We start from the raw sequence: 26,455 nt of genomic DNA, 5'->3' as shown, positions 1-26,455 counted from the left end.
CAACATGCCTGCGACCCGTACCTGGTTAAAAAATCCCCTCGCGATCTTCACTGCCAATGGCCTCGATGCCCGTGGCGGCCTGGTTGTGCAAGACGGCTTGATCGTCGAAGTGCTCGCCGCCGGCCAGCAACCGTCCGCCCCCTGTGGACAAGTATTCGATGCTCGCGAGCATGTGATCCTGCCGGGGCTGATCAACACCCATCACCACTTCTATCAAACCCTGACCCGCGCCTGGGCGCCGGTAGTCAATCAGCCGTTGTTCCCTTGGCTGAAAACCCTGTACCCGGTCTGGGCACGCCTCACCCCTGAAAAACTCGCTCTTGCCACGAAAGTCGCGCTGGCCGAGTTGCTGCTGTCCGGGTGTACCACCGCCGCCGATCACCATTATCTGTTCCCGAAAGGCCTGGAAAACGCCATCGACGTGCAAGTCGAAAGCGTCCGCGACCTCGGCATGCGCGCCATGCTGACGCGCGGTTCCATGAGCCTGGGCGAGAAGGACGGCGGCCTGCCCCCGCAGCAGACCGTGCAAGAAGGCGAAGTGATCCTCGACGACAGTCAGCGCCTGATCGCCGAGTACCACGAGCGTGGCGATGGCGCGCAAATCCAGATCGCCCTGGCGCCGTGCTCACCGTTTTCGGTGACCCCGGAAATCATGACGGCCAGCGCCGAACTGGCGAACAAACTCGACGTGCGCCTGCACACGCACCTGGCGGAAACCCTCGACGAAGAAGACTTCTGCCTGCAACGCTTCGGCCTGCGCACCGTGGATTATTTGGACAGCGTCGGCTGGCTCGGCCCGCGCACCTGGCTGGCGCATGGCATCCACTTCAACCCGGATGAAATCACCCGCCTCGGCGCGGCCGGCACTGGCATTTGCCATTGCCCGAGCTCGAACATGCGCCTCGCGTCCGGCATCTGCCCGACGCTGGAGCTGACCGCCGCCGGCGCGTTGCTGGGCCTCGGCGTGGATGGCTCGGCGTCCAACGATGCGTCGAACATGATGCTTGAAACCCGTCAGGCGCTGTACATCCAGCGGCTGCGTTATGGCGCCGAAAAGATCACGCCGGAATTGGTGTTGGGGTGGGCGACCAAGGGCTCGGCGAGTTTGCTCGGGCGTACCGATATCGGTGAATTGGCGGTGGGCAAGCAGGCGGATCTGGCGTTGTTCAAGCTGGATGAGCTGCGGTTTTCCGGTAGCCATGACCCGGTTTCGGCATTGCTGTTGTGTGGTGCGGATCGGGCGGATCGGGTGATGGTAGGAGGCAAGTGGCGAGTGATCGACGGGCAGGTTGAGGGGCTGGATCTCAAAGGCTTGATCGCCGATCACAGCCAGGCGGCCCGGCAGTTGATCGCGGGCGTCTGATCGGACGCCTTCGCCGGCAAGCCGGCTCCTACAGGTTATGCGCGATAACTGTAGGAGCCGGCTTGCCGGCGATGCTTTTTAAAGCCCCAATGGCGATGTTGACCGCCGACTGACTGCGGGCGTTTCGTGACACCTTAGCGCACCAGTGGATGGCAACCCTGCATGGCCATGCACTTTATTGGCCTTGTGGGCCTCTTCGCGGGCAAGCCTCGCTCCTACAGGTCGGCGTTGCTTTTGTAGGAGCGAGGCTTGCCCGCGAAGGCCGTTACACGGCTTCGGATATTTGTTGTCCTGTTGGTCAGTAATTTGCATTACCCCCTCCAACCTCAAAACAAAATGGAGTGGGAATTCATGCATAAACGTCCGTTGAAGAAGCTGCTGTGCGCCGTCGTTGCAACCCTCGGTCTGAGCGCCAGCCTGACCGTCAGCGCCGCTGACCCGCTGAAAGTCGGCTTCGTCTACATCGGCCCGATCGGTGATCATGGCTGGACGTATCAGCATGAACAGGGACGCAAGGCGCTGGCCGAAAAATTCGGCTCGCAGATCACCACCCAGTACGTGGAAAACGTCGCCGAAGGCGCCGACGCCGAGCGGGTGATCCGCAACATGGCCAAGGACAACTACGACCTGATCTTCACCACCTCCTTCGGCTACATGAACCCGACCCTGAAAGTCGCGAAACAGTTTCCCAAGGTGACCTTCGAGCACGCCACCGGCTACAAGCAGGACAAGAACCTCGGCACCTACCTGGCGCGCACCTATGAAGGTCGCTACGTCGGCGGCTTCCTCGCGGCGAAAATGACCAAGACCAAAAAGATCGGCTACGTCGCCTCGTTCCCGATTCCGGAAGTGATCCGCGACATCAACGCCATTCAACTGGCCCTGAACAAATACAACCCCGGTACCGAGATCAAAGTGGTGTGGGTCAATTCCTGGTTCGACCCGGGCAAGGAAGCCGACGCCGCCAACGCGTTGATCGATCAAGGCGTGGATGTGGTGTTCCAGCACACCGACAGCCCGGCGCCGATCCAGGCCGCCGAGCGTCGCGGGGTGTATGCCGTGGGCTACGCTTCGGACATGGCGCACTTCGGGCCGAAAGCGGTGCTGACCTCGATCGTCAACGACTGGGCACCGCACTACATTCAGGCGACCCAAAGCGTGATCGAGCATGCGTGGAAGTCGCAGGATTACTGGGGCGGCTTGAAGGAAGGCACGGTTGAACTGCCGATCAGCGACCTGGTGCCGGCGCCGGTGAAAGCCGAGGCCGAACAGATCATCGCGGACATCAAGAGCGGTGCGCTGCATCCGTTTACCGGGCCGATCAAGGATCAGGCGGGCGTGGAGAAAATTGCGGCGGGCGCGACGGCGAGCAACGCGGAACTGGCCTCGATGAATTACTACGTTGAAGGCATGAAAGCCGAGATACCAAAGTAACCCTCAAGCCCAACACAAATAAATGTGGGAGCGGGCTTGCTCGCGAATGCGGTGCTTCAGTCGACATCATCTTTGAATGACACACCGCTTTCGCGAGCAAGCCCGCTCCCACATTGGATCTACAGTGTTTTTAAGGACTGCGCATGAACAGCCTCCCCATCATCGACATCGCCCCGCTCTACAGCGATGACCAGACCGCCTGGCAATCCGTCGCCACACGCATCGACCGCGCCTGCCGCGAGTGGGGCTTTTTCTACATTAAGGGTCACCCGATCAGTGCCGCACGCATCGACGCCGTGCTTGATCACGCCCGACGCTTCTTCGCCCTGGCCGCCGCCGAAAAGCTCAGCATCGACATCACCCAGACCCGACACCATCGCGGCTACGGCGCCATCGCCACCGAACAGCTCGACCCGAGCAAGCCCAGCGACCTGAAAGAAACCTTCGATATGGGCCTGCACCTGCCGGCCGATCACCCGCAAGTGCTGGCAGAAAAACCGCTGCGCGGCCCCAACCGTCATCCCTCGATGCCCGGTTGGGAAGCGCTGATGGAGCAGCACTACGTCGACATGCAAGCGCTGGCTCAAACCCTGTTGCGCGCGATGACGATGGCGCTGAACATCGAGCGCGACTTCTTTGACACGCGCTTCCATGAACCGGTCAGCGTGCTGCGGATGATCCACTACCCGCCGCGCCACACCGCCAGCTCCGCAGATCAGCAAGGCGCCGGCGCCCACACCGATTACGGCTGCATCACCCTGCTGTATCAGGACGCGGCCGGTGGCCTGCAAGTGCGCAACGTGCAAGGCGACTGGATCGACGCGCCGCCCATCGAAGGCACTTTCGTGGTCAACCTCGGCGACATGATGGCGCGCTGGAGCAACGACCGTTATCTGTCGACGCCGCACCGGGTGATCAGCCCGCTGGGTGTGGACCGTTACTCGATGCCGTTCTTCGCCGAGCCGCACCCCGACACGCGCATCGAATGCCTGCCCGGTTGTCAGGATGCCCTTCACCCGGCGAAATACCCGGCCACCACCTGCGCCGAATTCCTGCTCTCACGCTTCGCCGACACCTATGCTTATCGGCGAGAGCAAGAGGCGGGGTAATGAACCTCTTGGTCAGGTTTTACCAATTGTTGCAGTCAGCACCTGTAGAATGCCGGCATTGCACCTGATGAGATTTCTACAATGTACGATTGGCTGAACGCCCTGCCCAAGGCAGAACTGCACTTGCACCTGGAGGGTTCGCTGGAGCCCGAGTTGCTGTTCGCCCTGGCCGAACGCAACAAGATCGCCCTGCCGTGGAGCGATGTCGAAACCCTGCGCAAGGCGTACGCCTTCAACAACCTGCAAGAGTTTCTCGACCTGTATTACCAGGGCGCCGACGTGCTGCGCACTTCGCAGGATTTCTACGACCTGACCTGGGCCTACCTGTTGCGTTGCAAGGCGCAGAACGTGATTCACACCGAACCGTTCTTCGACCCGCAGACCCATACCGACCGTGGTATCCCGTTCGAAGTGGTGCTCAACGGCATCGCCGCCGCACTGAAGGATGGCGAGCAGCAACTGGGCATCACCAGCGGTTTGATCCTGAGCTTCCTGCGTCACTTGAGCGAAGAACAAGCGCAGAAAACCCTCGATCAGGCGCTGCCGTTCCGCGATGCGTTTGTGGCCGTCGGCCTGGACAGTTCGGAAATGGGTCACCCGCCGAGCAAGTTCCAGCGCGTGTTTGATCGCGCCCGCCACGAAGGCTTCCTGACCGTCGCCCACGCCGGTGAAGAAGGCCCGCCCGAGTACATCTGGGAAGCCCTCGACCTGTTGAAAATCCAGCGCATCGACCATGGCGTGCGCGCCATCGAAGACGAGCGCCTGATGCAGCGGATCATCGACGAGCAGATCCCGTTGACCGTGTGCCCGTTGTCGAACACCAAGCTCTGCGTGTTCGATCACATGTCCCAGCACAACATTCTCGACATGCTTGAGCGCGGCGTGAAAGTCACGGTGAACTCGGACGACCCGGCGTACTTCGGCGGGTATGTGACCGAGAACTTCCATGCGCTGTACACCGATCTGGGCATGACCCAGGATCAGGCCAAACGCCTGGCGCAAAACAGCCTGGATGCGCGGTTGGTCAAACCGTAAAACTCCGCAGTTCCCCTGTGGGAGCGAGACCGGCTTGCCGGCGATGGCGATGTGTCAGACACGAATTTGTCCACTGACACGCCGCCATCGCCGGCAAGCCGGTCTCGCTCCCACATTGGTGTACTACAACGCCATTTCCAGCTCGGTTTCCTTGGCAAAGCGATGGATTTCACGCTGCCCCGTCGCGGTGACGTGCAAGGCTCGCGAATCGTTCGGCAAACTCAGCCAGCCGGACTGCATGAACAATTGCAGCAACGCCGCGCCGAGTGAACCGCCCATGTGCGGACGTCTTTCGCTCCAGTCGGGGCAAGCGCAAGCGGCTCGACGGGTGCTGTGCGCCAGCGCCTGGACGTACACACCGCGCTTGGCCAATTGCGTGGCGCCCTTGTGGGTGATCGACACCCGCTGCTCGAACTGTTCGATCCAGCCCGTATCCAGCAAACGCTGGTAAAGATCGGCGGCCAAAGTGCCCCCCAAATGATCGTCGCAGAGTCGTGCGCGCAACAGCGACGAAGGTGCCGCCTGAGGTTTGGAGAGAGGTGCGGCGCGTTTGAAAACGTCCGGCATGCCCCGGGGCGTGCTGGCAATCGTCGCACTGGCCAGTGCTTCTATCGCAGCGCCGACTTCGGGCGCGGCCAGGCGAAAAAACCGCTTGCGGCCACGGGTTTCGACTTTCAACAGACCTCCGGCGGACAAACGCCCCAGGTGTGCACTGGCCGAAGACGGTGACAGGCCGGCCAGCAAGGCCAGCTCTTCGGTTTGTCGCGCAGAGCCGTCCATCAAGGCCCACATCATTGCGCTGCGCTTTGGGTCAGCCAGCAACGTGGCGATCTGGCTGATGCAAGGTGCATGTTCCATGTATTCACTCCCTGTTGAATCGTTTCGTCTACTGCTCAGAGACATCTTGACCAGTAATGTGTCGTCGGCCAAGACGCGGAAACCGCGACAACCCGGGCAAAGCCACCCACTCACACAAGCCATTGCCTTGAGGGTTTTGCAAAGGCTCGGCGATCGACTGCGGGCCAGGCCGACTCGAACGCGGACTCGCCAAGGCGAGATCGACCGTGCGTACCTGAGGCGAGCGCTAGTATATGCGTGTTAACCGTCGGTTCCTGCCCTCTGAAAACCCTTGGTGGTGATAGTTCCTGAGTGAAATTTCGCTTTTTACCTGCGACTAATGATCGGTGACCGCCAATACCGGAAATTGACTACTTAAACCGGCGCATCGGCTGGCGAGCATTTCCCGCAAAAGGTTCACCGGCTTACTCAATTGTGCGCGATGGGCGCACAGCAAATTCAGCGGTGCGCGCTCACAGATCAGCTCCGGCATCAGCACTTTCAAGCGACCGGCCAACACATCGGCGGCAACATCGAGCCAGGATTTGTAGGCGATCCCGGCGCCCGCCACGGCCCACAGGCGCACCACATCGGCATCATCACTGAAACGGTCACCGCTGACCGTCAGGCTGACTTCGCGTTTGCCGTCGTGAAAACTCCAGTGATCGTGAACCCGGCTGCCAAGCATGAACAGCAGGCAATTGTGCTGCGCCAGTTGCTCCAGTTGCCGGGGCTCGCCGTGTCGGGCCAGATAGCTCGGCGCGGCACACAGCACGCGGCGGTTGTTCGGTGCGATGGGCAGCGCCACCAGGCTTGAGTCTTCCGGCTCGCCGTAGCGCAGGGCAATGTCCACCGGCTGGCGGAACAGGTCGGCGATGCGGTCGCCCAGCAGCAGGCGCACCGTGAGCTTCGGATGCTCGCGCTGGAACTCGTCCAGCCACGGCAGCAACAGGTTGCGACCGAAATCCGACGGTGCTGACAGCTGCAACACTCCGCTGACCTGGTCCTGACCGCTGGCCAGCAAGCGGCGACCTTCATCGAGGTTGCTCAGGGCCGCCCGGGCGTATTCGAGAAACCCCTCGCCCTCGGCGGTCAGGCGCAGGCTGCGGGTGGAGCGGGCGAGCAACCGCGCACCGAGTTGCTGTTCGATGCGCTTCAACGCCGCACTGGCCACCGCCGCCGACATGTCCATCCCTCGCGCCGCCGCCGACAGACTGCCCAGGTCCGCCGCCCGGACAAACAACTGCAAGTCATCGAAACGCAACATTTCCAGCCTCGATTATCAAAAAAATATTGAAAGAGACTGCTCTTTTAGCGGGTTTTATCTTGCAGAGAAATAGCCAATCATCTGCCCCATCGAAATCACCCCGTTATCGGAGTCGAACATGTCCCAGCCGTTTACCGCCATCGCCACCCTGATCGCCAAAGCCGGTCAGCAAGACGCACTCGAACAGCACCTGCGTGCACTGCTGGAACCGACCCGTGCCGAAGCCGGTTGCAGTCAATACGACCTGCATCAGGACCTGGCCAATCCGCAGGCCTTCTACATGATCGAGCAGTGGAGCAGCGACGAAGCGCTGCAAGCCCATGACGCCAGTGCACACATCCAGCATTTTCGTGCCACGGCCGGCGACCTGATCGAGCACTTCGATCTCAAACGCCTGCGCGTCGTGGCCTGATTCTCTTAAATACTTTTGCGGAGCCCCTCATGAAAGCCATTGCCTACTACGCCTCGTTGCCGATCAGCGACGCCAACTCCCTGCAAGACATCGAACTGCCAGAGCCGGTTGCCGGCCCGCGCGACCTGTTGGTGGAAGTCAAAGCCATCTCGGTCAACCCGGTGGACACCAAAGTCCGCCAGAACGTGCAGCCTGAAGGTGGCGCGGCCAAAGTGCTGGGCTGGGACGTGGCCGGTGTGGTCAAGTCGGTCGGCAGTGAAGTGACGTTGTTCAAGGCCGGCGACAAGGTGTTCTACGCTGGCTCCATCGCCCGCGCCGGCGGGAATAGCGAGCTGCACGTGGTGGACGAGCGGATCGTCGGCCACATGCCGAAAACCCTCGGTTTCGCCGAAGCCGCCGCGCTGCCGTTGACCGCGATCACCGCGTGGGAGTTGTTGTTCGAACGCCTGCAAGTGCGCGAAGGCAACACCGATGAAGGCCAGAGTTTGCTGATCGTCGGTGCGGCCGGCGGTGTCGGTTCAATCCTTACGCAACTGGCCAGCCAGCTCACCGGGCTGAAGGTCATCGGCACCGCGTCCCGTGCGCAAACCCAGAGCTGGGTGCGTGAGCTGGGCGCCGATCTGGTGATCGATCACAGCCAACCGCTGAGCGAAGAACTCAAACGTGCAGGCGTGAACTCGGTGACCCACGTCGCCAGCCTGACCCAGACCGATCAGCATCTGGATCAATTGGTCGAGGCGTTGGCACCGCAGGGCAAACTGGCGCTGATCGATGATCCGAAGGCGCTGGACGTGACCAAGCTCAAGCGCAAGAGCCTGTCGCTGCATTGGGAGTTCATGTACACCCGCTCGCTGTTCGAAACCGCGGACATGATTGAGCAACACAAACTGCTCAATCGCGTGGCAGCGCTGATCGATGCCGGGACGTTGAAAACCACGGTGGGCGAGCACTTCGGAACGATCAACGCGGCGAATTTGCGGCGTGCGCATGAGCTGCTGGAGAGCGGCAAATCCAAGGGCAAGATTGTCCTCGAAGGCTTCTGAAACAGATTGATACAAGTGTCGTCCGAATGGACGACACCGTCAGTCCGAAGGTTGACCGCTGTCATCATTGTGGTCGTATTCGGGTCTACAATCGTGTCCTCTGCGATGCAATCTTTTAACCGAGGAGGTCAGCAATGAAGATCCTGATAAAAGAATTGGCAAAATCCCAGTGGCAGGTCCGCCTGGACCAACACGCGGTGACGTTCCGTAGCGAAGCCGAAGCGCGCGAGTTCACCCGAACCCTCGAAGCACGATTGCACGCCCCTCATCAGATTCCCGTCCAGCAGCAACGCGCTGCCGGCTGAGACCTTCCTCACACCTGGGCTTTCACCAATGCCCGGGCATTTTGCAGACGCCGGGTGAGCATCGCTATGCTCACCACCAGAACTCCGCACAGGCTGATGACCATGGCCATCGGCATGGCACTGCCGTCGTACAAAATACCCACGAGCGACGCGGCTCCGGCGGCGACGCTGAATTGCAGGCAACCGAGCATTGCCGACGCACTGCCGGCGCGCGCGCCCTGCCCGTTCATGGCGCAAGCCGAGGCGTTGGGCAGGATGCAACCGAGGCTGGCGATACAGATAAACAGCGGAATCAGCAGCGGCCACAAATGCTCGGTGTGCAGCGAACTGACCGCGAGCAGCGTCAGGCCCGCCGCGAGGTAGATCCATACGGTGCGCGCCAGCAGGAACGCCGGGCCACGCTTGGCCAGCAACCGTGCGTTGACCTGCGCCACCAGAATGAACCCCGCCGCATTGGTGCCGAACAACCAGCCGAAGTGCTCGGCCGGCACGCCGTAGAGTTTGATGAAGACGAACGGCGAACCGGCGATGTAGGCAAACATCCCGGCGATGGCGATGCCACCGGTCAGGGCGTGGCCGAGGTACACCGGATCCGACAACAGGCGACCGTACTGACGCAGCGCGCCCGACAATGGCTGGCGTGGCATATTCGCCGGCATGCTTTCCGGCAAGCCGAGCGCCACGGCCAGCCCGGCCAATGCACTGAAACCGGTCAGCACCAGGAAGATCGACTGCCAGCCCGTGGTGTTGACCAGCAACCCGCCGAGCATCGGCGCGAGAATCGGTGCCAGGCCCATGACCAGCATCAGTTGTGAAAAGACTTTCGCCGAGCCCACCGCATCGCATTTGTCACTGACGATCGCCCTTGAAATCACCATCCCCGCACAACCGCCCAGCGCCTGGACGAACCGCGCGCCGAGCAACCATTCCAGGTTCGGCGCATAAGCGCACGCCAGGGACGCGACGGTGAACAGACCGACACCCGTCAGCAACGGAATGCGTCGACCAAAACGATCCGCCACAGGGCCGTACATCAGCTGACCGATGGACAATCCGAGGAAATACGCCGCCAGCGTCAGTTGAACGTGCTGTTCATCGGTGCCGAACGCCAGCGCCATGGCCGGAAACGCCGGCAGATAGAAATCGATTGCCAGCGGGCCAAAAGCGCTAAGTGCGCCAAGAATCAAAATGGTACGGAAGTTCATCGGGTATCCAGTGGGACGGAGGTCGGCGGGCACACAGTCTAGCCGCGCATCGACGCCTTGAACATTCCGATAGCTCGCTAACTATTAAAAACCCCTGAAAAAACACCGGCCCTTGTAGGAGCAGAGCTTGCTCGCGAATGCGGTGGGTCAGCCACGTCAATGCCGTCTGACAAACCGCATTCGCGAGCAAGCTTCGCTCCTACAGTGGTTTGCGTGTTGCTTCAGGCGACTTTCACTTCGTAGCCTTCCTCGCTGATCGCGGCGATTACTTGATCCGCGGTCAACGCACTTTCGACGCCGACTTCCTTTGCCGCCAAATCGACCCGCACGCTGGCCGCAGGATCCTTGGCTTGCAACGCTTGAGTGATGGCTTTGACGCAGTGACCGCAGGACATGCCTTGAACGTTGAACACTTGCATGGAATGACTCCTTTAGTGAGGTTGCGAACAGTCTCGAGCTTGCCACCATGGCAAGGTCAAGTTCTGAAGTGAGCTGCCGGGCTGGCAATCGGCGTCGCGCTCGGCCAAGCTGCGTGCATCTATGACTCGATCTCAGGAGATTCAGCCATGCGCTGGTCAGCTCTCAGCCTGTTTGGCTTCCTCAGCCTTTTCGCCGCCGTGCCCTCGGTCAATGCTGCCGGGGAGGATTACGGCGTATTGATCATTTCCCGCGAGCGCCTGGAAGTGTCGACCAACTGCGAAATCGGCGTGTACATCCAGGATCAACTGTCGGCGCGGCTGTTTCAGGAACAAAGCACCTCGTTCAACCTGCCGCCAGGCAACGTTTCGCTGCGACTGAAATTGCTGCCGGGCCAGGCACCGGGCTGCAATCCAGGCATGCTGGCGCCGGGCTCGCAGAACATCAGCCTCAAGGCCGGGGATGTGTTGAAGTTCCGGATTGCGATGACGCAGGAAGGGATGTACCTCAAGGCGACAGCCCTCGACTACTGATCCACCTCCAACCTGTAGGAGCGAGGCTTGCCCGCGAAGGCGGTATTTCAGACACATCCTTGTCAACTGATACGACGCCTTCGCGGGCAAGTCGGATCGCCGCACCGCTCGCTCCTACAGAGGATCACCACGCCAATCTTTGCGCTTGACCTTGCCAGCATGGCAAGGTTGATCCTGTAGGCATCTACTACAGGGAGTGCGACCGATGTCCGAATCCACCACGTTTGATCTGCCGATTGCCGGCATGACCTGCGCCAGTTGCGCCGGGCGTGTCGAGCGTGCCTTGAGCAAAGTCATCGGCGCCACGGCGGTCAGCGTTAACCTGGCCACCGAGCAGGCGCGGGTTCAAGCGCCCAGCGACAGCCTGCCGGCGTTGATGGACGCGGTGCAGCAGGCTGGTTACAGCGTGCCGCAGCAGAGTCTGGAATTGAGCATCGACGGCATGACCTGCGCGTCCTGCGTCGGTCGGGTCGAACGGGCGCTGGCCAAAGTGCCCGGCGTCAAAAGCGTCAGCGTCAACCTGGCCAACGAACGCGCCCACCTCGAACTGCTCGGGCAGATCGATCCGCAAACCCTGATCGCAGCCGTGACCAAGGCGGGTTACAACGCCAGCGTCTGGGAAGTCGAACACCCGTCAACCGACACGCAACATCAGCGCCTGCACCGCGAACGTTGGGTGTTGATCATGGCGATCGCCCTCGCCTTGCCGCTGGTATTGCCGATGCTGCTGCAACCGTTCGGCGTGCACTGGATGCTCCCGGCGTGGGTGCAGTTCGCCCTGGCCACACCGGTGCAATTCATCTTCGGCGCACGCTTTTATGTGGCGGCATGGAAAGCCGTACGCGCCGGTGCCGGCAACATGGACCTGCTGGTCGCCCTCGGCACCAGCGCCGGTTATGGCTTGAGCCTCTACGAATGGGCCACCGCCGCCGGACGCATGCCGCACCTGTATTTCGAAGCCTCCGCCGTCGTGATTGCGCTGGTGCTGCTGGGCAAATACCTTGAAAGCCGCGCCAAACGCCAGACCGCCAGTGCCATTCGCGCCCTCGAAGCCTTGCGCCCGGAGCGGGCGATTCAAGTCATCGACGGTCGCGAGCAGGACGTGGCGATCAGCGCCTTACGCCTGAATGATCTGGTGCTGGTCAAACCCGGCGAACGTTTCCCGGTGGACGGCGAAGTGGTCGAAGGTCAGAGCCATGCCGATGAAGCGCTGATCAGCGGCGAAAGCCTGCCGGTGCCGAAACAACCCGGCGACAAGGTCACCGGCGGCGCCATCAACGGTGAAGGTCGCTTGTTGGTTCGCACCCAGGCCTTGGGTGCGGAAACCGTACTGGCGCGGATCATCCGCCTGGTCGAAGACGCGCAAGCGGCGAAAGCACCGATCCAGAAACTGGTGGATAAAGTCAGCCAGGTGTTTGTGCCGACGGTGCTGCTGATCGCACTGGCGACCCTGATCGGTTGGTGGCTATACGGCGCACCAATGGAAACCGCGCTGATCAACGCCGTTGCGGTATTGGTGATCGCCTGCCCTTGCGCCCTCGGGTTGGCGACGCCAACGGCGATCATGGCCGGCACCGGTGTGGCTGCGCGCCACGGGATTCTGATCAAGGATGCCGAAGCACTGGAACGTGCCCATGAAGTCAGCGCGGTGGTGTTCGACAAGACCGGCACGCTGACCTCGGGCGCACCGCGTATCGCCCATTTGAACGCCATCGACGGAGACGAAGCCGCCCTGCTGCAAATGGCCGGCGCACTGCAACGCGGCAGTGAGCATCCATTGGCCAAGGCAGTTCTGGATGCATGCGCCGAACGCGGGTTGACCGTGGCCGATGTCAGCGACAGCCAGTCCCTGACCGGACGCGGCATTGCCGGCAACCTCGAAGGTCGGCGCCTGGCGCTGGGCAATCGTCGCCTGCTGGAAGAAAGCGGGTTGAGCGCGGGCCCATTGGCCGACGCTGCTACCGCATGGGAAACCGAAGGCCGGACCCTGTCCTGGTTGATCGAGCAAAACCCCACGCCGACCGTGCTGGGTTTGTTCGCCTTCGGTGACACCCTCAAATCAGGTGCGCTGCAAGCGGTGCAACAACTCAGCGCCCGCCACATCAGCAGCCACTTGCTGACCGGCGACAATCGCGGCAGCGCCAAAGTGGTCGCCGAGGCATTGGGCATCACCGACGTGCACGCCGAAGTACTGCCGGCCGACAAAGCCGCCACTGTCGCGGAACTGAAAAAGACCGGCGTGGTAGCGATGGTCGGTGACGGCATCAACGACGCCCCGGCCCTGGCCACCGCCGACATCGGCATTGCCATGGGCGGCGGCACCGACGTCGCCATGCACGCAGCGGGCATCACCCTGATGCGCGGCGATCCTCGACTGGTGCCGGCAGCGCTGGACATCAGTCGCAAGACCTACGCGAAGATTCGTCAGAACCTGTTCTGGGCCTTCGTTTATAACCTGATCGGCATTCCGCTGGCCGCATTCGGTTTCCTCAACCCGGTGCTGGCCGGCGCGGCGATGGCGCTGTCGAGCGTCAGCGTGGTGAGCAATGCGTTACTGTTGAAAACCTGGAAACCCAAGGATCTGGAGGACAACCGATGAACATCGGCCAAGCAGCCCGCCAAAGTGGCCTGAGCGCGAAGATGATCCGTTATTACGAGTCCATCGGCTTGCTCAAGGCGGCTCATCGCACCGACAGCGGTTACCGGGTTTACGGCGCTGACGACTTGCACACGCTGGCCTTTATCAAGCGTTCGCGGGATTTGGGGTTTTCCCTGGAAGAGGTCGGCAAACTGCTGACCCTCTGGCAGGACCGCCAACGCGCCAGCGCCGATGTGAAAGCACTGGCTCGTCAGCACATCGACGAGCTGAACCAGAAAATCCTCGAACTCGGTCAGTTGCGCGACACGTTGCAGGACCTGGTCGAGCACTGCCAGGGCGATCACCGCCCGGACTGCCCGATCCTCAAAAATCTTGAGTCGGGCTGCTGCGCCGTACCCGCTCACCCCTGACCGCGAGCACCTTCACCATCAACAGGGTGGTGAGGGGAATGCCGTGGAACAACAACACCACCGCGCCGGGCGTCCACCATGAATAGAACGGCGCGGCGACCAGCATGCCAATGCCGAACCCGGTCATTTGCAGCAACGTCAGAAAGCTGAAAATCGGCAGGCGCAGGTTGTCCGGTTCACGTTGCAGACGCGACATCAGGCCGACTTCCGAGAAGCCGTCACCCAGCCCCGCCGGCAGTGAGAACAGCAACAAACCGTAGAGCGTTTGCTGCTGGAACATCAGGATGAAGCCGCAGGACATCAGCAACACGCCGAAGAAAAACCGTCGCTCCAGGTTCACGTTGTCCGAGCCTTTCAGGCGACTGGCAATCCGTGCGCCGATCAATTTTCCGCTGGCCCAGACCGCCAGCATCAGGCCCAGCGTGGTGCTGGCCGATTCGGGAGTCAGCAGTTTTGAAATGATCGGCAAACCCACGTTGTGTGCAGCGCTGCCCAGAGTGTCGGCCATGGTGACCGCGAGCATCGCGGCCACCACCGGTGTGGTGCGCAGCCCTTGGCGCAGCGCTGACCATTCGCCTCGTTCATGATCGGGCCCTGCACTGGGAGATGGTCCGGCAAACCGCAGCGGCAGGATGAACAACGCGGCCAGCAGGTAAGTGACCACGTTCAGCGCAAAGACTGTTTCAAAGCCGAACGCCGCCACCAACAAGCCGGCCACCAGGCTTCCGCCGACCATCGCCGCCGACGATGCGGAGGTGATCCAGGCGTTGGTCTTGAGCAACTGCTCGCCATCGATCAAGTGCGGCAACTGGCTGTTGAGGCCGATGGCGAACATTGAATTGCCCAAGCCCAGGCCAAAAGCGATCACCGGCAGCAAAAGCGCTTGCTGGCTGACTGGCAACACCAGCAGCAGGCCCAGCAATCCGGCGCGCAGCAGGTCGAACGCGATCAACGGCAAGCGCCCGGCCCAGCGGCGGTAAAAACTCGTGCCGATCAGGCTGGCGAAAATCCCTCCGCCCACGCGACTGGCGAGGAAGATACCGACGCTCATGGCGCTGTTGCTGAGCAGGTAGACGTAGGTGGCCAGGGCGACCATGTTGAGGAACGCGCCGAAGTCCGAGACCAGACGGGCGGCAATGATCAGTCGGGCGTTGCGGATGGAGGTGTTCACATTCAGTCCTTGAGTGTGGTGGGTATGACACATTTGGGTTGCCTGGGTTGACGTCTTCGCGGGCAAGTCGGATCGCCGCACCGCTCGCTCCTACAAGGACAGCGTTGAACCTGTAGGAGCGAGCGGTGCGGCGATCCGACTTGCCCGCGAACCAAACGACGCGGTCCCGAGTCTTCATCCCGAACAAAAAACCCGGCCGAAGCCGGGTTTTTCGTCAACCGATCACTGCATCCACGGTGGAGGCGGTTCTTCGGTTTTGCTCGGTGGCGCATCATCTGCTGCGCGTATCGCTTGTTTGCGTTCTTCATCCAGGCGTGCCGCCTCGATTTCGCGCATGATCCCGCCGACGTCGGCCAACTCTTCCGGTTCGTCGAACTCGCCGGTCAAGACACTGGCCGGGTGCAAGGTGCCGGCTTCGTACAAGGCCCACATTTCCTTGGCGTATTTGGTCTTTTTCAACTCCGGGGCAAACCGCCCGAAGTAGGACGCCATGTTGCCCACGTCACGCTCCAGCATGCTGAACGCGTGGTTGTTGCCCGCCGCGTCGACCGCTTGCGGCAAGTCGATGATGACCGGGCCGGTTGGCGTCAACAGTACGTTGAACTCGGACAGGTCACCGTGCACCAGGCCGGTACACAACATCAGCACGATCTGCGAGATCAGGAATGCGTGATATTCGCGCGCCTGGTCCGGCTCCAGCACCACGTCGTTCAGACGCGGGGCGGCATCGCCGTACTCGTCGGCCACCAGTTCCATCAGCAGCACACCTTCAAGGAAGTCGTAAGGCTGAGGAACCCGCACACCCGCACCGGCCAGACGAAACAGCGCCGCCACTTCGGCGTTCTGCCAGGCGTCTTCGGTTTCTTTCTTGCCGAACTTGGAGCCCTTGGCCATCGCCCGAGCCTGACGGCTGTTGCGTACCTTGCGACCTTCCTGGTACTCGGACGCCTGGCGGAAACTGCGTTTATTCGCCTCCTTGTAGACCTTCGCGCAACGCAACTCGTTGCCGCAGCGCACCACATAAACAGCTGCTTCTTTACCACTCATGAGTGGGCGCAGCACCTCGTCGACCAGACCGTCCTCGATCAGGGGTTCAATGCGTTTTGGAGTCTTCATCAGCTTTTATTGTGGGTCCTTTATTACCAAACACGCGAAAGTCATTCGTTATACGGCAATCCACTCATTCGGGGGAGGGGTTACCGACCTATGAACGTTGCGGATGCACACAATGTGCCGAAAAAACCCGGCAAACCCGCCGATGCTCATCGACCGCCAAGGATCATAGCCGAGCCGGCAGCACTTGTTGGAGAAGGGATGCGAGGGGATTTGCGACAGAATCCGACATACCGGTCCCTACCGCTCGCAAGATTTTTTTCAACAGCCCTCAATTTCCTCCTTTAGCAGCCGAAGTCATCTGTAACAAAGTGAATTGTCCGACGATCGTTCCGACAGAAAACGATGGCGTGCCCAAGGGATCGGGTTCAACAAAACGTTTACGGCTGCCAATAAATCCGCGAGTCATCTGCACTGCGTGGGCCTACAAGAAAATCTGGAGCGCGGATGAACATCAAACAGAAGTTGACGTGGGCGTTTGCAATCATCGCCTGCCTGCCCGTGGTGCTGGTCGCCACCCTCGTTGTGTTGAACTTGCGCAGTGATGCCAAGGACGAGTTCGTCGACAACAGCGGTCGTGAAATCCGTCAGGTCAGCAATGCCATGCAACTGTTTTTCGACGGCATCAGCCAGAACGTCGAATACCTGGCCAAGCAACCGCTGATCACAAACTCCGACGACAGCCTCAAGACCTACATGAAGGCCGACGCCGCCAGCGTTCCCCAAGGCGAGGCGGACAAAAAAGTCTTCGGCTTCCTGCAGGACCTGGGCAACGCCCATCCGTCCTACGCCTACGCGATCCTCGGCACTGCGGCCGGTGGTTATGTGTCGTGGCCGGACGATGCCAAGCTGGCCAACTACGACCCGCGCCAGCGTCCGTGGTACAAGGCGGCCCAGGCCAAACCGGGCAAGCCGTTCCGTACCGAGGCCTATTACTGGGCCGAAAATGATACGTCCTACGTCAGCACCGTACGCACCATCGACAACAAGCTGGGCACCAACGGTGGCGTGGTCAGCATCGACGTGTCGCTCAAACAGCTCACCGAACTGGTCAAACAGATCAAGCTCGGCGAAACCGGCTACCTGATGCTGCTGGAAAACTCCGGCACCGTGCTGGTCGATCCGAAACAACCGGAACACAACTTCAAGGCACTGGGCAGCCTCGGCGAGGGTTATGCGCAACTGGCCAAGGCCGGCAAAGGCCTGGTCGAAGTCGAGCTCAATGGCGAGCGCTACATGGCCAACGTCTGGCCGTCCGAGCAACTGGGCTGGACCTTCATCGGCCTGATCAAGCAGAGCGATGTGATGAGTACCGCGACCCAACTGACCTGGTTGATCGCAATCATCGCAGCCGTACTGGCCGTGGTCTTCGCCGTCGTCGGCGCCAGTTTCGCCAGCGTCATCGTGCGTCCGATCCGCAGTGTGGCCGATGGCCTGGAAGGCATTGCCCAAGGTGAAGGCGACCTGACCAAGAACCTGCAAATCCGTGGCAGCGACGAAACCGCGCAACTGGCCAACTGGTTCAACCAGTTCCTGGCGGCGATTCGCAACCTGATTCAAAGCATCGGCGGCGCCGCGACCAAAATCCTCGCCACCTCCAAGAGCTCGACCCAGGTCTCCAGCGACATGGCCGAAGCGGCCGGACGCCAGCGTGAAGCAGTGGACATGGTGTCGACCGCGTTCCACGAAATGGTCGCCACCGCCAACGAAGTCGCGCGCTCGTGCAGCCAGGCGGCCGAGTCGGCCGACAGTGGCCAGCGCCAGGCACGTGAAGGTCAGCAACAGATTGATGCCGCCGTGACCAGCGTTGATCGCCTGAGCCAGGAAATCGAACAGTCGGCACAGTCGATGCAACAACTTGAGCGTGACAGCAACGACATTCAGTCGATCCTCGGGACCATTCGTTCAATCGCCGAACAGACCAACCTGCTGGCGCTGAACGCTGCTATCGAGGCCGCACGGGCCGGTGAACAAGGTCGCGGTTTTGCGGTGGTGGCGGACGAAGTGCGGGCCTTGGCCAAGCGCACCGCAGACTCCACGGCGGAAATCGACGGCCTGCTTGGCAACCTCGCCAAGCGCACCAGCCAGGTAACTCAGCAGATGCATGCGAGCCTGGAAGTGTCCCAGCAGTCGGTGACTCGCATCGGTGAGGCGCGCAGCAGCTTCGGGCAGATCCGCGAATCGGTGGACGTGATCCGCGACATGAACACCCAGATCGCCACGGCGGCTGAACAGCAGCATCAGGTGGCCGAAGACATCAATCGGCACATCAGCCAGATTCATGGCGATGCGCAGTTGGTGGCAGAACTGGCGAACTCGGCGCGGTTGGACTCGCAGAGCCTGGCCGGGTTGTCGAATGAGCTGGATGGGTTGGTTCGCCGTTTCCGTACCTGATCCAAAAATCCCGGTGGCCGCTTCGCGGCCATTCGCGGGCAAGCCTCGCTCCTACAGGTTATAGGTCGACCATGGATTTGGGACCGACATTTAATCTGTAGGAGCGAGGCTTGCCCGCGAAGGCGTCATCACTGCCGAAACAACTCTCCCGGCGTAAACCCGAACAACCCCTTGAACGCCGCAATAAACGCCGACGTCGAGTCATACCCACACGCCAACGCCGCATTCGTCACGCTGTCCCCCGCCTCCAGCAAATTCAACGACGACAGCAGCCGCATCCGCTGCCGCCAGCCACGAAAACTCAACCCCGTTTCACGCTGGAACAAGCGCATCAGGGTCTTCTCCGACGTACCCAATCGTTGTGCCCATTCCTGCAAGGTCACGTTGTGTTCCGGGTTTTCGATCAATTCGTTGCACAAGCCCAGCAAGCGTTCATGGCGCGGCAGGGGCAGCGAGAAACCGACCTCCGGTAAATTCGCCAGTTGATCCAGCAGCACATTCACCAGCCGCGCCTCCGGGCTGTCGCCCTGTGGATATTCCACCGGCAGCGCACAAAAACTCTTGATCAACTCTCGCGCCAGCGGCGTCACTTCCAGCACCCGGCAACGCCCGTCCGCCCATTGGCAATCCTCGCGACGCACGTAAAGGCTGCGCATTTCGGCGCGCATCGAGGTCACGACCTGATGTTCGAGATCCGCCGGAATCCAGATCCCCCACTGCGGCGGCGCAAAAAAACTGCCCTCGGCGGTGTGCACACCGAGGACGCCGCTGATGGCGTAGGAGAATTGCACCCAGTCGTGGCGGTGAGACGGCGTCCATGAACCGGCGTTGAGGCTTTCGGCACGTGCGTACAACGGACGCGGCAACACGGTCAGGGCCGGGATGGTCCGTTCGAGGGATTGTTGTCCGTTAGTCGGCATTGACTGGCCTTGTGTCGCGAGGTTGCTGATTAGGCGGACGTTAGGCCATGTCACTCATCTATTCAATATCGGTGATCCCCTGTGAGAGCGAGACCGGCTTGCCGGTCTCGCTCCCACAGGTTCCCGGTTTTATTCAGTTAAATCTTCAGCGTTCGATGATTGCGGTGACGCCCTGCCCGCCCGCCGCACAAATCGAAATCAGCCCCCGTCCCTTTCCAGCGGCATCGAGCAGCTTGGCCAGATTGGCGACAATGCGCCCGCCCGTCGCTGCAAACGGATGTCCCGCCGCCAGTGAGCTGCCTTTGACGTTGAGCCGGCTGCGGTCGATGGAGCCCAGTGGCGCGTCGAGGCCGAGACGGGTTTTGCAGTACTCGGGGTCTTCCCAGGCCTTCAAGGTGCAGAGCACTTGTGCGGCGAAAGCTTCGTGGATTTCGTAGTAGTCGAAGTCCTGCAAGGTCAGGCCATTGCGCGCCAGCAAACGCGGCACCGCGTACACCGGCGCCATCAACAGCCCTTCGGCACCGTTGACGAAATCCACCGCCGCCGCCTCGCCATCGCGCAAATACGCAAGGATCGGCAAGCCGCGTTCTTTCGCCCATTCTTCACTGCCCAGCAGCACCAGCGACGCGCCGTCGGTGAGCGGCGTCGAGTTGCCGGCGGTCAGCGTGCCTTTGGCGCTTTTCTCGAACGCCGGTTTCAGCGACGCGAGTTTTTCCGGCGTCAGGTCCGGGCGCAGGTTGTTGTCGCGGGTCAGGCCGAGGAACGGCGTCATCAGGTCATTGTGCCAGCCTTCGGTGTAGGAGGCCGCCATTTTCTGATGACTTTCCAGCGCCAGTTGATCCTGCTCGGCGCGCGAAATGCTCCAGGTCTGTGCCATCAGTTCGCAGTGTTCGCCCATCGACAGGCCGGTGCGGGGTTCGCCGTTGCGCGGAAACTCCGGGACGAGATGCCCCGGTCGCAGCTGCAAAAAGGTTTTCAGTTTGTCGGCCGTGGTCTTGGCGCGGTTGGCTTGCAGGAGGATTTTGCGCAAACCTTCGTTGATGCCGATGGGCGCGTCGGACGTGGTGTCGACGCCACCGGCAATGCCGCACTCGATCTGGCCCAGGGCGATTTTATTCGCCACCAGCAACGCCGCTTCCAGCCCGGTGCCGCACGCTTGCTGAATGTCATAGGCCGGCGTGGTCGGCGACAGCCGCGAGCCGAGCACGCATTCGCGGGTCAGGTTGAAGTCCCGGGAATGCTTGAGCACCGCGCCCGCCGCCACTTCGCCCATGCGCAGGCCGTGCAGGTTGAAACGTTCGATCAGGCCTTCGAGCGCGGCGGTGAGCATCGCCTGGTTACTCGCGGTGGCGTACGGCCCGTTGGAGCGTGCGAAGGGAATCCGGTTACCGCCGATGATCGCGACGCGGCGCAGCTGAGTCATGAAAAAGCTCCTGATGAAAATCCACATGCGCGCCACCCCTGTAGGAGCGAAGCTTGCTCGCGAAGGCGTTGGGTCAGTCGACATCCATGTAGCTGATATACCGCCTTCGCGAGCAAGCTTCACTCCTACAAGGATCGCGCCATAAAAATCCCGGGATAAAACCAATCTGCAATGTCCAAGCGTAGGCCTTATCTCGTGGATCGAACGACTGATTGCCATTCGTGGTCCACACTTTGAACCCCAGCTACTGGAGCGCGTTCCATGTCTGACCGCTATATCGACTTCGCCAATTCATCCATCGGCCATCGTCTGGTCGGGGCCTTGGGGCTGCCGTCGCCGGTTCGGCTGGAACGCTGGCAGGCGGGCCGGTTACGGCCTGTCGAGGGGGCGCTGCTGATCGGCGACGGGCCGCTGGCGGAAAAAGTCAGCGCCTTCGCCAACCGCCTGACCGATGCGATTTACAGCTACGGCAGCGAACCTTCGATCGCCACCGCGTGGATTCCCGGCCACGGCCCGAAACTCAAGGCGGTGGTGTTCGACGCCAGTCATCTGGTGCAAACCGATCAGCTCAAGCAACTGCGCGAGTTCTTTCAGCCGCTGATGAAAAACCTCGATCACTGTGCGCACCTGGTCATTCTCGGGCGCGCGCCGCAGACGTTGAGCGATCCGTTTGCCGCCAGCGTCCAGCGAGCCCTGGAAGGCTTCAGTCGTTCGCTGGCCAAGGAACTGCGCAGCGGCGGCACCTTGCAACTGATCCACGTCGGCGAAGGTGCCGAGGATCAACTGGAAGGCCCGCTGCGGTTTTTCCTTTCACCCAAAAGTGCGTTCGTCTCCGGACAAGTGATTCACCTGAACCCCTGCGCCACGCCCGTGACGGACTGGACGCGCCCGTTGTCGGGGCGCAAGGCGCTGGTCACCGGCGCGGCGCGCGGCATCGGTGCATCGATTGCCGAAACCCTGGCCCGTGACGGCGCCGACGTGATCCTGCTCGACGTGCCACCGGCGAAAACCGATCTCGACGCCCTCGCCGCACGCCTCGGCGGACGCAGCATCACCCTGGACATCTGCGCCGAAGACGCCGCCACGCAGTTGATCGAGCAATTGCCTGACGGCGTCGATATCGTGGTGCACAACGCCGGCATCACCCGCGATAAAACCCTGGCCAACATGACTCCGGAATTCTGGGACGCGGTGCTCGCGGTCAATCTCAATGCACCACAAGTGCTGACCAAGGCTCTGCTCGACAGCGGCACCTTGCACGATAACGGTCGGGTGATTTTGCTGGCGTCCATCAGCGGCATCGCCGGCAATCGCGGGCAAACCAATTACGCGGCGAGCAAGGCGGGTTTGATCGGTCTGGCCCAGGCCTGGGCGCCGTTGCTCAATGAGCGGGGCATCAGCATCAACGCGGTGGCTCCGGGGTTCATCGAGACGCAAATGACCGCGCACATTCCCTTCGGCTTGCGTGAGGCCGGCCGACGCATGAGTTCGCTGGGCCAGGGCGGCCTGCCGCAGGACGTCGCCGAAGCGGTGGCCTGGCTGGCGCAACCTGGCACCGGCGCGTTCACCGGGCAAGCGCTGCGGGTCTGTGGACAAAGTGTCTTGGGGGCTTAGCGATGATCACCGATTGGCACACACTCAACCGCGAACCGAGCCTGCCAGGGTTGTATGTGCAGGCCGCTACGCGCCGCAAGATCACCGGCACCACGCTGCCCGATTCGGGTTTGCGTTGCTGGGTCGATATTGACCCGAAACGCCTGGCGGCCTATCGCAACGTCTGCGGGTTTGCCGACAACGGTTTGTTGCCGCCGACTTATCCACACATCCTGGCGTTCGCGCTGCAGATGCAACTGCTGACTGCCAGGGATTTTCCGTTTCCGCTGCTGGGGTTGATTCACCTGAGCAACCGCATTCGCGTCTTGCGGCCCATGGGCGGCGTGAACCGCGCGCGCATCAGCGTGCAGGTGCAGAATCTGCAACCCCATGCGAAGGGCGCGACGTTCGAGCTGCTGACAACGCTCGATGATCAGTTGGGGCCGTTGTGGGAGGCTGAAAGCCGGATGCTCTGTCGCGGGGTCAAACTCGAAGGCGAACCGGTCGAGGAAGTGCTGGCCCCGACGTTGCCGTTGAGCGAAGTCACCCGCTGGAAAGCGCCGGCGGACATCGGTCGGCAATACGCCAAAGTGTCCGGCGACTACAACCCGATTCACCTGAGTGCGGTGAGCGCCAAACTGTTCGGCTTCCCGACGGCCATTGCCCATGGGTTATGGAACAAGGCGCGAACGCTGGCTGCACTTACCGATCATTTGCCCACGGCGAACGTCGAGATTGCCGTGCAGTTTCGCAAACCGGTACGCCTGCCCGGCGAGGTGACACTGCTCGCCAGTGCGGCGGGGTCCAGTGGAGATTTTCAGTTGCTGGGTGCCGGGGATCTGGAGCACATGGCCGGGCATTGGCGACCGGTTGCCTGATCGTTCGCATCAGCCTGATCAGTAGGACAAAGCACTGTATCGGGTAAAAAACGTCCGTTTTGGCTGAATGATTCTATGCTGACATTACATAGTGATAGTCAGGGTAGACGCACTCATGAAAACAAACCTCCCCCGCAAGCAAACAAGTGCCGTGGCCATCACGGAACCGAGCCGGCAATTGGACTGGATTCCCGCCGGGCTGAATTTCGATCTCACCCGTGCCACTTATGTGGGCGGGATATTGAAGCTCCCTGATCTGCCGGCGCCCCTTGCCGCCCGTTCGAGTCTGCAACCTTGAGTTCCGGGGACAAGCTGTTCGGGCGTCTGCTCAACCGCCATCCACCACCGCCACCGGAAGTCCCCAGCGCCCTGAGCGTGCCAGGTGTCGGCTTACAGATGCGCCTGGACGCCGAAGGCCGGGTCATTCATCTGGCTGGCCCGCTGCGCCATGGCCTGGCCCAGCAGCACCCCGCCGCGCAGGCGCCGCTTCTACACGATTACCTCATGCCGCACAGCAGCCTCGCCGTCCAAGGCACACCGGCCGACTGGCAAGGACAAAGTCTGGATCTGGACTTTTTCAGCCTCAGCGGACAACCCCTGCACCTGCGCGGCTGGGTGCAGCCGTTGGCCGATGCCTGGCTGCTGCAGTTACTGGACATCGGCGATTTGTTGTACGAACGCCGGCAAGCGCGCAGCCGCGAACTCTGTCAGTTGCTCGCGACACAGATCGGCGATCAGTTGCGCCTGTGCAGCCTGGCGCGCCTGCCCGACGTACTGCTGGAACAACTGCAACATCTGGCTCGGCGTTTTCAAATCCCATGCATGGCCGTGGCGTTGCTGGATGAACAGGAAGACGGCTGGCAGATCCACCAACATTACGCTGCCTTTGATGCGCCCCGACTGTGGCAAAACGGTCAACGCCTGGGCACCGGGCTCGACAGTTTGAACGGCTCCGCCCCGCAGCATTTGACCCTCGGCGAGCACCCGCGCCTGCACAGCCTCTTCGGTAATGCCGAAGGGCTTGCGGTGCCTTACCACGATGCACAAGGCGTGGTCGCGTGGTTGCTCTGTGGTTTTTACCCGGTGCAACAACGTGCACCCGACGTCGGAGAGCGCGACTGGCTGCAGCTCGCCGCCGCGCTCGCCGGGCCATTGCTGGAGCGTTTGCGTGAGCATCAGCACCATCTGCAACTGGAGCGACTGGAATCGCTGCAAGCCTTGCTCGGCAGCGGATGGTGGGAAATTTTCAGCGACAGCGCCGAGGTGCAATTGGCGTCGTCGCTGGCCAACACACTGAACCTGATCAGCACACGCATGCCCCTGCACGCCTGGCTCGAGCAGGTCCACCCTGCCGACCGCAAAGCGCTGCGCAGTCGCCTGCAAGACTTGCAGGACGACGGCACACCTTTATTGCTCTGCGTGCGCCTGCATCACCCCGACACGCCGACCTGGTATCGCCTGCAAGGGCAAGCCATGGGCGTCGGCAAAGACCGGCGGCTGGTGGGTTTCATGCTCGACATCAGCGACATCAAAAACCAGCAACAGGACGCCGCGACGGCCCAGAGCGCGAAAATGGCCACCCTTGGCGAAATGGCCACGGGCCTGGCGCATGAAATCAGCCAGCCGCTGAACGTGATGCGTCTGGCCATCGTCAACGTGCTCAAGCGCCTGGACAGCGGTGAAGTGCAGGTCGACTACCTGATCGACAAACTCAACCGCATTGATGCCCAGGTCCAGCGTGCGGCGCGGGTGGTCGATCACATGCGGGTGTTCGGCCGCCGCTCGGAGGCCGAGCAGCATCCCTTCAATCCGGTTGACGCCATCGGGGGCACGCTGTCGCTGCTGGCCGAGGAGTTGCGAGGCAAAGGCGTCGAGCTCAGGGTCAGCGAGACCGGTTTCCAGGTTCAGGTGCGTGGCAATGTCGATCAGCTGGAACAGGTGCTGATTAACCTGATGGTCAACGCGCGGGATGCATTGCTGAGCAAATGCGAAACGGATGGGGATTTCAAACCGTGGATTTCGCTGCACACCGAACGTGACGAGCATTCAGTGCGACTGTGGGTCGAGGACAACGGTGGCGGTATCGATCCGCAGTTGCTGGAGCGGATTTTCGAACCGTTTTTCACCACTAAACCGGTGGGTGTGGGTACGGGGCTGGGGTTGTCGGTGAGCATTGGCATCATCGAGAACATGGGTGGAACACTGCGTGCGAGCAACTCGGCCGAGGGCGCTCGGTTCTGTATTGAGTTGCCGATAGCTGTAGATGATCGGATCACCGGATAGGCTTTGTCTTTCTGGCTGCCAACTGCCAGCCCAGACAACAAAACCCCCTGTAGGAGCGAGGCTTGCCCGCGAATGAGGCGACTCGGTCTAACTGAATGACCGAAGCGACTCCTTCGCGGGCAAGCCTCGCTCCTACAGGGGATGTGGTGTTTATTTGGGTGGGTAATTGGCGAGTATCCGCCCGACCGTCTCACGTATCGCTGTGCTGCGGTCCGACGGGTTCGGCGTGCGGCTGAGGATTTGTTCGTCACTGCCGCGCCACACCAGTTTGCCGTCCTTGCCGTCGAGCAGGTCGATCTGGATGATCGCCACTTTGTAGCTGATGTTGCGGGTTTCGTTGTACATCGGCCCGCCCCAGTAGCCATTCCACGGGTTACCCCAAGCGCCGCCGTAGTTGGTGGTCACTTGTTGCTGACGGTCTTCGACGATCAGGTAGGTTTGCACGCTCACATCACCTTTTTTGCCCGCAGCGGCCGGACGCAGGCCACGCTGGTCCAGCTGATCGGCCACCGATTGGCGGATGCGCTGTTCGGTCAGGTCGCTCTTGATCCGTGGGTCATCGGGGCGATATTGCAGGGCAGGGTCTTTCCAGCTCCAGCTGCGATAGGCGGCAAAATCGCGGCTGGCGTCGAAGTCATGATTGACCTGGTTGGCGGCGCAGGCTGTCAGGAGCGCGGCCACTGCCAGTAAAACGAGACGGCGGAACATGAT

23 protein-coding genes and 1 pseudogene are annotated in these 26,455 nt (G+C 61.4%); 15 read left to right on the top strand and 9 right to left on the bottom strand.

All coding sequences use genetic code 11. The features are described from left to right. Nucleotides 1-4: 4 nt before the first annotated feature. The 4 genes from IB245_RS06305 (at nucleotide 5) to IB245_RS06290 (ending at nucleotide 4,941) form a co-directional block, all read left to right on the top strand. Complete coding sequence (locus IB245_RS06305; RefSeq protein WP_192226998.1) at nucleotides 5-1,363, top strand: 8-oxoguanine deaminase; 1,359 nt, start codon at nucleotides 5-7, stop codon at nucleotides 1,361-1,363. 351 nt (nucleotides 1,364-1,714) lie between these two features. Then, a complete protein-coding gene (locus IB245_RS06300) occupies nucleotides 1,715-2,797 on the top strand; it encodes a BMP family ABC transporter substrate-binding protein (RefSeq protein WP_192226997.1) in 1,083 nt (360 codons plus the stop codon). Nucleotides 2,798-2,940: 143 nt separating this feature from the next. Continuing rightward, the gene (locus tag IB245_RS06295) at nucleotides 2,941-3,906 is read left to right on the top strand and encodes a 2-oxoglutarate and iron-dependent oxygenase domain-containing protein (protein WP_192226996.1); all 966 of its coding nucleotides are present in this window, start codon (nucleotides 2,941-2,943) and stop codon (nucleotides 3,904-3,906) included. A gap of 81 nt (nucleotides 3,907-3,987) precedes the next feature. Beyond that, a complete protein-coding gene (locus IB245_RS06290; protein ID WP_008031333.1) occupies nucleotides 3,988-4,941 on the top strand; it encodes an adenosine deaminase in 954 nt (317 codons plus the stop codon). A 123-nt stretch (nucleotides 4,942-5,064) separates the two neighbouring features. On the opposite strand, the gene IB245_RS06285 is transcribed toward IB245_RS06290, so the two are convergent. Further along, a complete protein-coding gene (locus IB245_RS06285) occupies nucleotides 5,065-5,799 on the bottom strand; it encodes an ArsR/SmtB family transcription factor (RefSeq protein ID WP_008038764.1) in 735 nt (244 codons plus the stop codon). A 316-nt stretch (nucleotides 5,800-6,115) separates the two neighbouring features. Further along, a complete protein-coding gene (locus IB245_RS06280) occupies nucleotides 6,116-7,045 on the bottom strand; it encodes a LysR family transcriptional regulator (RefSeq protein ID WP_008038763.1) in 930 nt (309 codons plus the stop codon). A 118-nt stretch (nucleotides 7,046-7,163) separates the two neighbouring features. On the opposite strand from IB245_RS06280, the gene IB245_RS06275 reads away from it, so the two are divergent. From IB245_RS06275 to IB245_RS06265, 3 genes are all read left to right on the top strand, one after another. Further along, complete coding sequence (locus IB245_RS06275) at nucleotides 7,164-7,457, top strand: putative quinol monooxygenase (RefSeq protein WP_008031327.1); 294 nt, start codon at nucleotides 7,164-7,166, stop codon at nucleotides 7,455-7,457. Nucleotides 7,458-7,486: 29 nt separating this feature from the next. Then, on the top strand, nucleotides 7,487-8,500 hold the full coding sequence (locus IB245_RS06270) for a zinc-binding alcohol dehydrogenase family protein (RefSeq protein ID WP_008031324.1): 1,014 nt from the start codon (nucleotides 7,487-7,489) through the stop codon (nucleotides 8,498-8,500). 134 nt (nucleotides 8,501-8,634) lie between these two features. Continuing rightward, the gene (locus IB245_RS06265; RefSeq protein ID WP_008038760.1) at nucleotides 8,635-8,805 is read left to right on the top strand and encodes a hypothetical protein; all 171 of its coding nucleotides are present in this window, start codon (nucleotides 8,635-8,637) and stop codon (nucleotides 8,803-8,805) included. Between the two features lie 8 nt (nucleotides 8,806-8,813). Here IB245_RS06265 and IB245_RS06260 read toward each other — a convergent pair whose 3' ends face one another. Together IB245_RS06260 and IB245_RS06255 are read right to left on the bottom strand one after the other, a co-directional pair. Further along, entirely contained in the window at nucleotides 8,814-10,010 is a 1,197-nt protein-coding gene (locus IB245_RS06260; protein ID WP_192226995.1) for a multidrug effflux MFS transporter, read from the bottom strand. 221 nt (nucleotides 10,011-10,231) lie between these two features. Continuing rightward, entirely contained in the window at nucleotides 10,232-10,429 is a 198-nt protein-coding gene (locus IB245_RS06255) for a cation transporter (RefSeq protein WP_008031318.1), read from the bottom strand. A gap of 147 nt (nucleotides 10,430-10,576) precedes the next feature. Here IB245_RS06255 and IB245_RS06250 point away from each other — a divergent pair, with 147 nt between their 5' ends. From IB245_RS06250 to cueR, 3 genes are all read left to right on the top strand, one after another. Beyond that, the gene (locus tag IB245_RS06250; RefSeq protein ID WP_192226994.1) at nucleotides 10,577-10,960 is read left to right on the top strand and encodes a hypothetical protein; all 384 of its coding nucleotides are present in this window, start codon (nucleotides 10,577-10,579) and stop codon (nucleotides 10,958-10,960) included. A gap of 205 nt (nucleotides 10,961-11,165) precedes the next feature. Continuing rightward, the gene (locus IB245_RS06245) at nucleotides 11,166-13,559 is read left to right on the top strand and encodes a heavy metal translocating P-type ATPase (RefSeq protein ID WP_192226993.1); all 2,394 of its coding nucleotides are present in this window, start codon (nucleotides 11,166-11,168) and stop codon (nucleotides 13,557-13,559) included. Continuing rightward, nucleotides 13,556-13,969: a Cu(I)-responsive transcriptional regulator gene (gene cueR, locus IB245_RS06240; protein WP_008031313.1), complete on the top strand. Its 414-nt coding sequence runs from the start codon at nucleotides 13,556-13,558 to the stop codon at nucleotides 13,967-13,969. The genes IB245_RS06245 and cueR overlap by 4 nt, the downstream gene beginning before the upstream one ends. On the opposite strand, the gene IB245_RS06235 is transcribed toward cueR, so the two are convergent. Beyond that, entirely contained in the window at nucleotides 13,923-15,173 is a 1,251-nt protein-coding gene (locus IB245_RS06235; RefSeq protein WP_192226992.1) for an MFS transporter, read from the bottom strand. The two genes, cueR and IB245_RS06235, sit on opposite strands and share 47 nt — an antisense overlap. A 189-nt stretch (nucleotides 15,174-15,362) precedes the next feature. Beyond that, nucleotides 15,363-16,256: a PA4780 family RIO1-like protein kinase gene (locus IB245_RS06230; RefSeq protein WP_008038756.1), complete on the bottom strand. Its 894-nt coding sequence runs from the start codon at nucleotides 16,254-16,256 to the stop codon at nucleotides 15,363-15,365. Between the two features lie 444 nt (nucleotides 16,257-16,700). On the opposite strand from IB245_RS06230, the pseudogene IB245_RS29325 reads away from it, so the two are divergent. Both IB245_RS29325 and IB245_RS29320 read left to right on the top strand, forming a co-directional pair. Beyond that, nucleotides 16,701-17,789, top strand: a pseudogene (locus IB245_RS29325) (cache domain-containing protein); the annotation flags it as partial. A 90-nt stretch (nucleotides 17,790-17,879) separates the two neighbouring features. Then, nucleotides 17,880-18,647 (top strand): methyl-accepting chemotaxis protein, encoded by a 768-nt coding sequence (locus tag IB245_RS29320; RefSeq protein ID WP_390959830.1) that lies wholly within the window; start codon nucleotides 17,880-17,882, stop codon nucleotides 18,645-18,647. Nucleotides 18,648-18,775: 128 nt separating this feature from the next. Here IB245_RS29320 and IB245_RS06220 read toward each other — a convergent pair whose 3' ends face one another. Continuing rightward, nucleotides 18,776-19,567 (bottom strand): AraC family transcriptional regulator, encoded by a 792-nt coding sequence (locus tag IB245_RS06220; protein WP_192226990.1) that lies wholly within the window; start codon nucleotides 19,565-19,567, stop codon nucleotides 18,776-18,778. A gap of 145 nt (nucleotides 19,568-19,712) precedes the next feature. After that, the gene (locus tag IB245_RS06215; RefSeq protein WP_192226989.1) at nucleotides 19,713-20,990 is read right to left on the bottom strand and encodes an acetyl-CoA C-acetyltransferase; all 1,278 of its coding nucleotides are present in this window, start codon (nucleotides 20,988-20,990) and stop codon (nucleotides 19,713-19,715) included. A gap of 261 nt (nucleotides 20,991-21,251) precedes the next feature. Between IB245_RS06215 and IB245_RS06210 the strand changes: the two genes are divergently transcribed. The 3 genes from IB245_RS06210 to IB245_RS06200 all read left to right on the top strand — a co-directional run bounded on the left by IB245_RS06210 (nucleotide 21,252) and on the right by IB245_RS06200 (nucleotide 25,744). After that, nucleotides 21,252-22,604 (top strand): 3-oxoacyl-ACP reductase, encoded by a 1,353-nt coding sequence (locus tag IB245_RS06210; RefSeq protein WP_192226988.1) that lies wholly within the window; start codon nucleotides 21,252-21,254, stop codon nucleotides 22,602-22,604. A 2-nt stretch (nucleotides 22,605-22,606) separates the two neighbouring features. Further along, the gene (locus IB245_RS06205) at nucleotides 22,607-23,461 is read left to right on the top strand and encodes a MaoC family dehydratase (RefSeq protein ID WP_192226987.1); all 855 of its coding nucleotides are present in this window, start codon (nucleotides 22,607-22,609) and stop codon (nucleotides 23,459-23,461) included. A gap of 294 nt (nucleotides 23,462-23,755) precedes the next feature. After that, entirely contained in the window at nucleotides 23,756-25,744 is a 1,989-nt protein-coding gene (locus IB245_RS06200) for a sensor histidine kinase (RefSeq protein WP_192226986.1), read from the top strand. A 150-nt stretch (nucleotides 25,745-25,894) separates the two neighbouring features. Here IB245_RS06200 and IB245_RS06195 read toward each other — a convergent pair whose 3' ends face one another. Beyond that, entirely contained in the window at nucleotides 25,895-26,452 is a 558-nt protein-coding gene (locus IB245_RS06195; RefSeq protein WP_008031292.1) for a DUF4136 domain-containing protein, read from the bottom strand. Nucleotides 26,453-26,455 lie beyond the last annotated feature (3 nt).

The organism is Pseudomonas sp. PDM02 (assembly GCF_014852285.1).
Classification (GTDB): Bacteria; Pseudomonadota; Gammaproteobacteria; order Pseudomonadales; family Pseudomonadaceae; genus Aquipseudomonas; species Aquipseudomonas migulae.
This window is presented reverse-complemented; position numbering and strand designations above follow the sequence as displayed.

Excerpts from the sequence above, each read along its gene's own strand:
- cueR (WP_008031313.1), top strand. The coding sequence starts at position 13,556 with ATGAACATCGGCCAAGCAGCCCGCCAAAGTGGCCTGAGCGCGAAGATG.
- IB245_RS06270 (WP_008031324.1), top strand. The coding sequence starts at position 7,487 with ATGAAAGCCATTGCCTACTACGCCTCGTTGCCGATCAGCGACGCCAAC.
- IB245_RS06195 (WP_008031292.1), bottom strand. The coding sequence starts at position 26,452 with ATGTTCCGCCGTCTCGTTTTACTGGCAGTGGCCGCGCTCCTGACAGCC.
- IB245_RS06260 (WP_192226995.1), bottom strand. The coding sequence starts at position 10,010 with ATGAACTTCCGTACCATTTTGATTCTTGGCGCACTTAGCGCTTTTGGC.
- IB245_RS06305 (WP_192226998.1), top strand. The coding sequence starts at position 5 with ATGCCTGCGACCCGTACCTGGTTAAAAAATCCCCTCGCGATCTTCACT.
- IB245_RS06220 (WP_192226990.1), bottom strand. The coding sequence starts at position 19,567 with ATGCCGACTAACGGACAACAATCCCTCGAACGGACCATCCCGGCCCTG.
- IB245_RS06300 (WP_192226997.1), top strand. The coding sequence starts at position 1,715 with ATGCATAAACGTCCGTTGAAGAAGCTGCTGTGCGCCGTCGTTGCAACC.
- IB245_RS06280 (WP_008038763.1), bottom strand. The coding sequence starts at position 7,045 with ATGTTGCGTTTCGATGACTTGCAGTTGTTTGTCCGGGCGGCGGACCTG.
- IB245_RS06245 (WP_192226993.1), top strand. The coding sequence starts at position 11,166 with ATGTCCGAATCCACCACGTTTGATCTGCCGATTGCCGGCATGACCTGC.
- IB245_RS06285 (WP_008038764.1), bottom strand. The coding sequence starts at position 5,799 with ATGGAACATGCACCTTGCATCAGCCAGATCGCCACGTTGCTGGCTGAC.
- IB245_RS06255 (WP_008031318.1), bottom strand. The coding sequence starts at position 10,429 with ATGCAAGTGTTCAACGTTCAAGGCATGTCCTGCGGTCACTGCGTCAAA.
- IB245_RS06215 (WP_192226989.1), bottom strand. The coding sequence starts at position 20,990 with ATGACTCAGCTGCGCCGCGTCGCGATCATCGGCGGTAACCGGATTCCC.
- IB245_RS06295 (WP_192226996.1), top strand. The coding sequence starts at position 2,941 with ATGAACAGCCTCCCCATCATCGACATCGCCCCGCTCTACAGCGATGAC.
- IB245_RS06275 (WP_008031327.1), top strand. The coding sequence starts at position 7,164 with ATGTCCCAGCCGTTTACCGCCATCGCCACCCTGATCGCCAAAGCCGGT.
- IB245_RS06230 (WP_008038756.1), bottom strand. The coding sequence starts at position 16,256 with ATGAAGACTCCAAAACGCATTGAACCCCTGATCGAGGACGGTCTGGTC.
- IB245_RS06290 (WP_008031333.1), top strand. The coding sequence starts at position 3,988 with ATGTACGATTGGCTGAACGCCCTGCCCAAGGCAGAACTGCACTTGCAC.
- IB245_RS29320 (WP_390959830.1), top strand. The coding sequence starts at position 17,880 with ATGGCCGAAGCGGCCGGACGCCAGCGTGAAGCAGTGGACATGGTGTCG.
- IB245_RS06205 (WP_192226987.1), top strand. The coding sequence starts at position 22,607 with ATGATCACCGATTGGCACACACTCAACCGCGAACCGAGCCTGCCAGGG.
- IB245_RS06235 (WP_192226992.1), bottom strand. The coding sequence starts at position 15,173 with ATGTGTCATACCCACCACACTCAAGGACTGAATGTGAACACCTCCATC.
- IB245_RS06265 (WP_008038760.1), top strand. The coding sequence starts at position 8,635 with ATGAAGATCCTGATAAAAGAATTGGCAAAATCCCAGTGGCAGGTCCGC.
- IB245_RS06250 (WP_192226994.1), top strand. The coding sequence starts at position 10,577 with ATGCGCTGGTCAGCTCTCAGCCTGTTTGGCTTCCTCAGCCTTTTCGCC.
- IB245_RS06210 (WP_192226988.1), top strand. The coding sequence starts at position 21,252 with ATGTCTGACCGCTATATCGACTTCGCCAATTCATCCATCGGCCATCGT.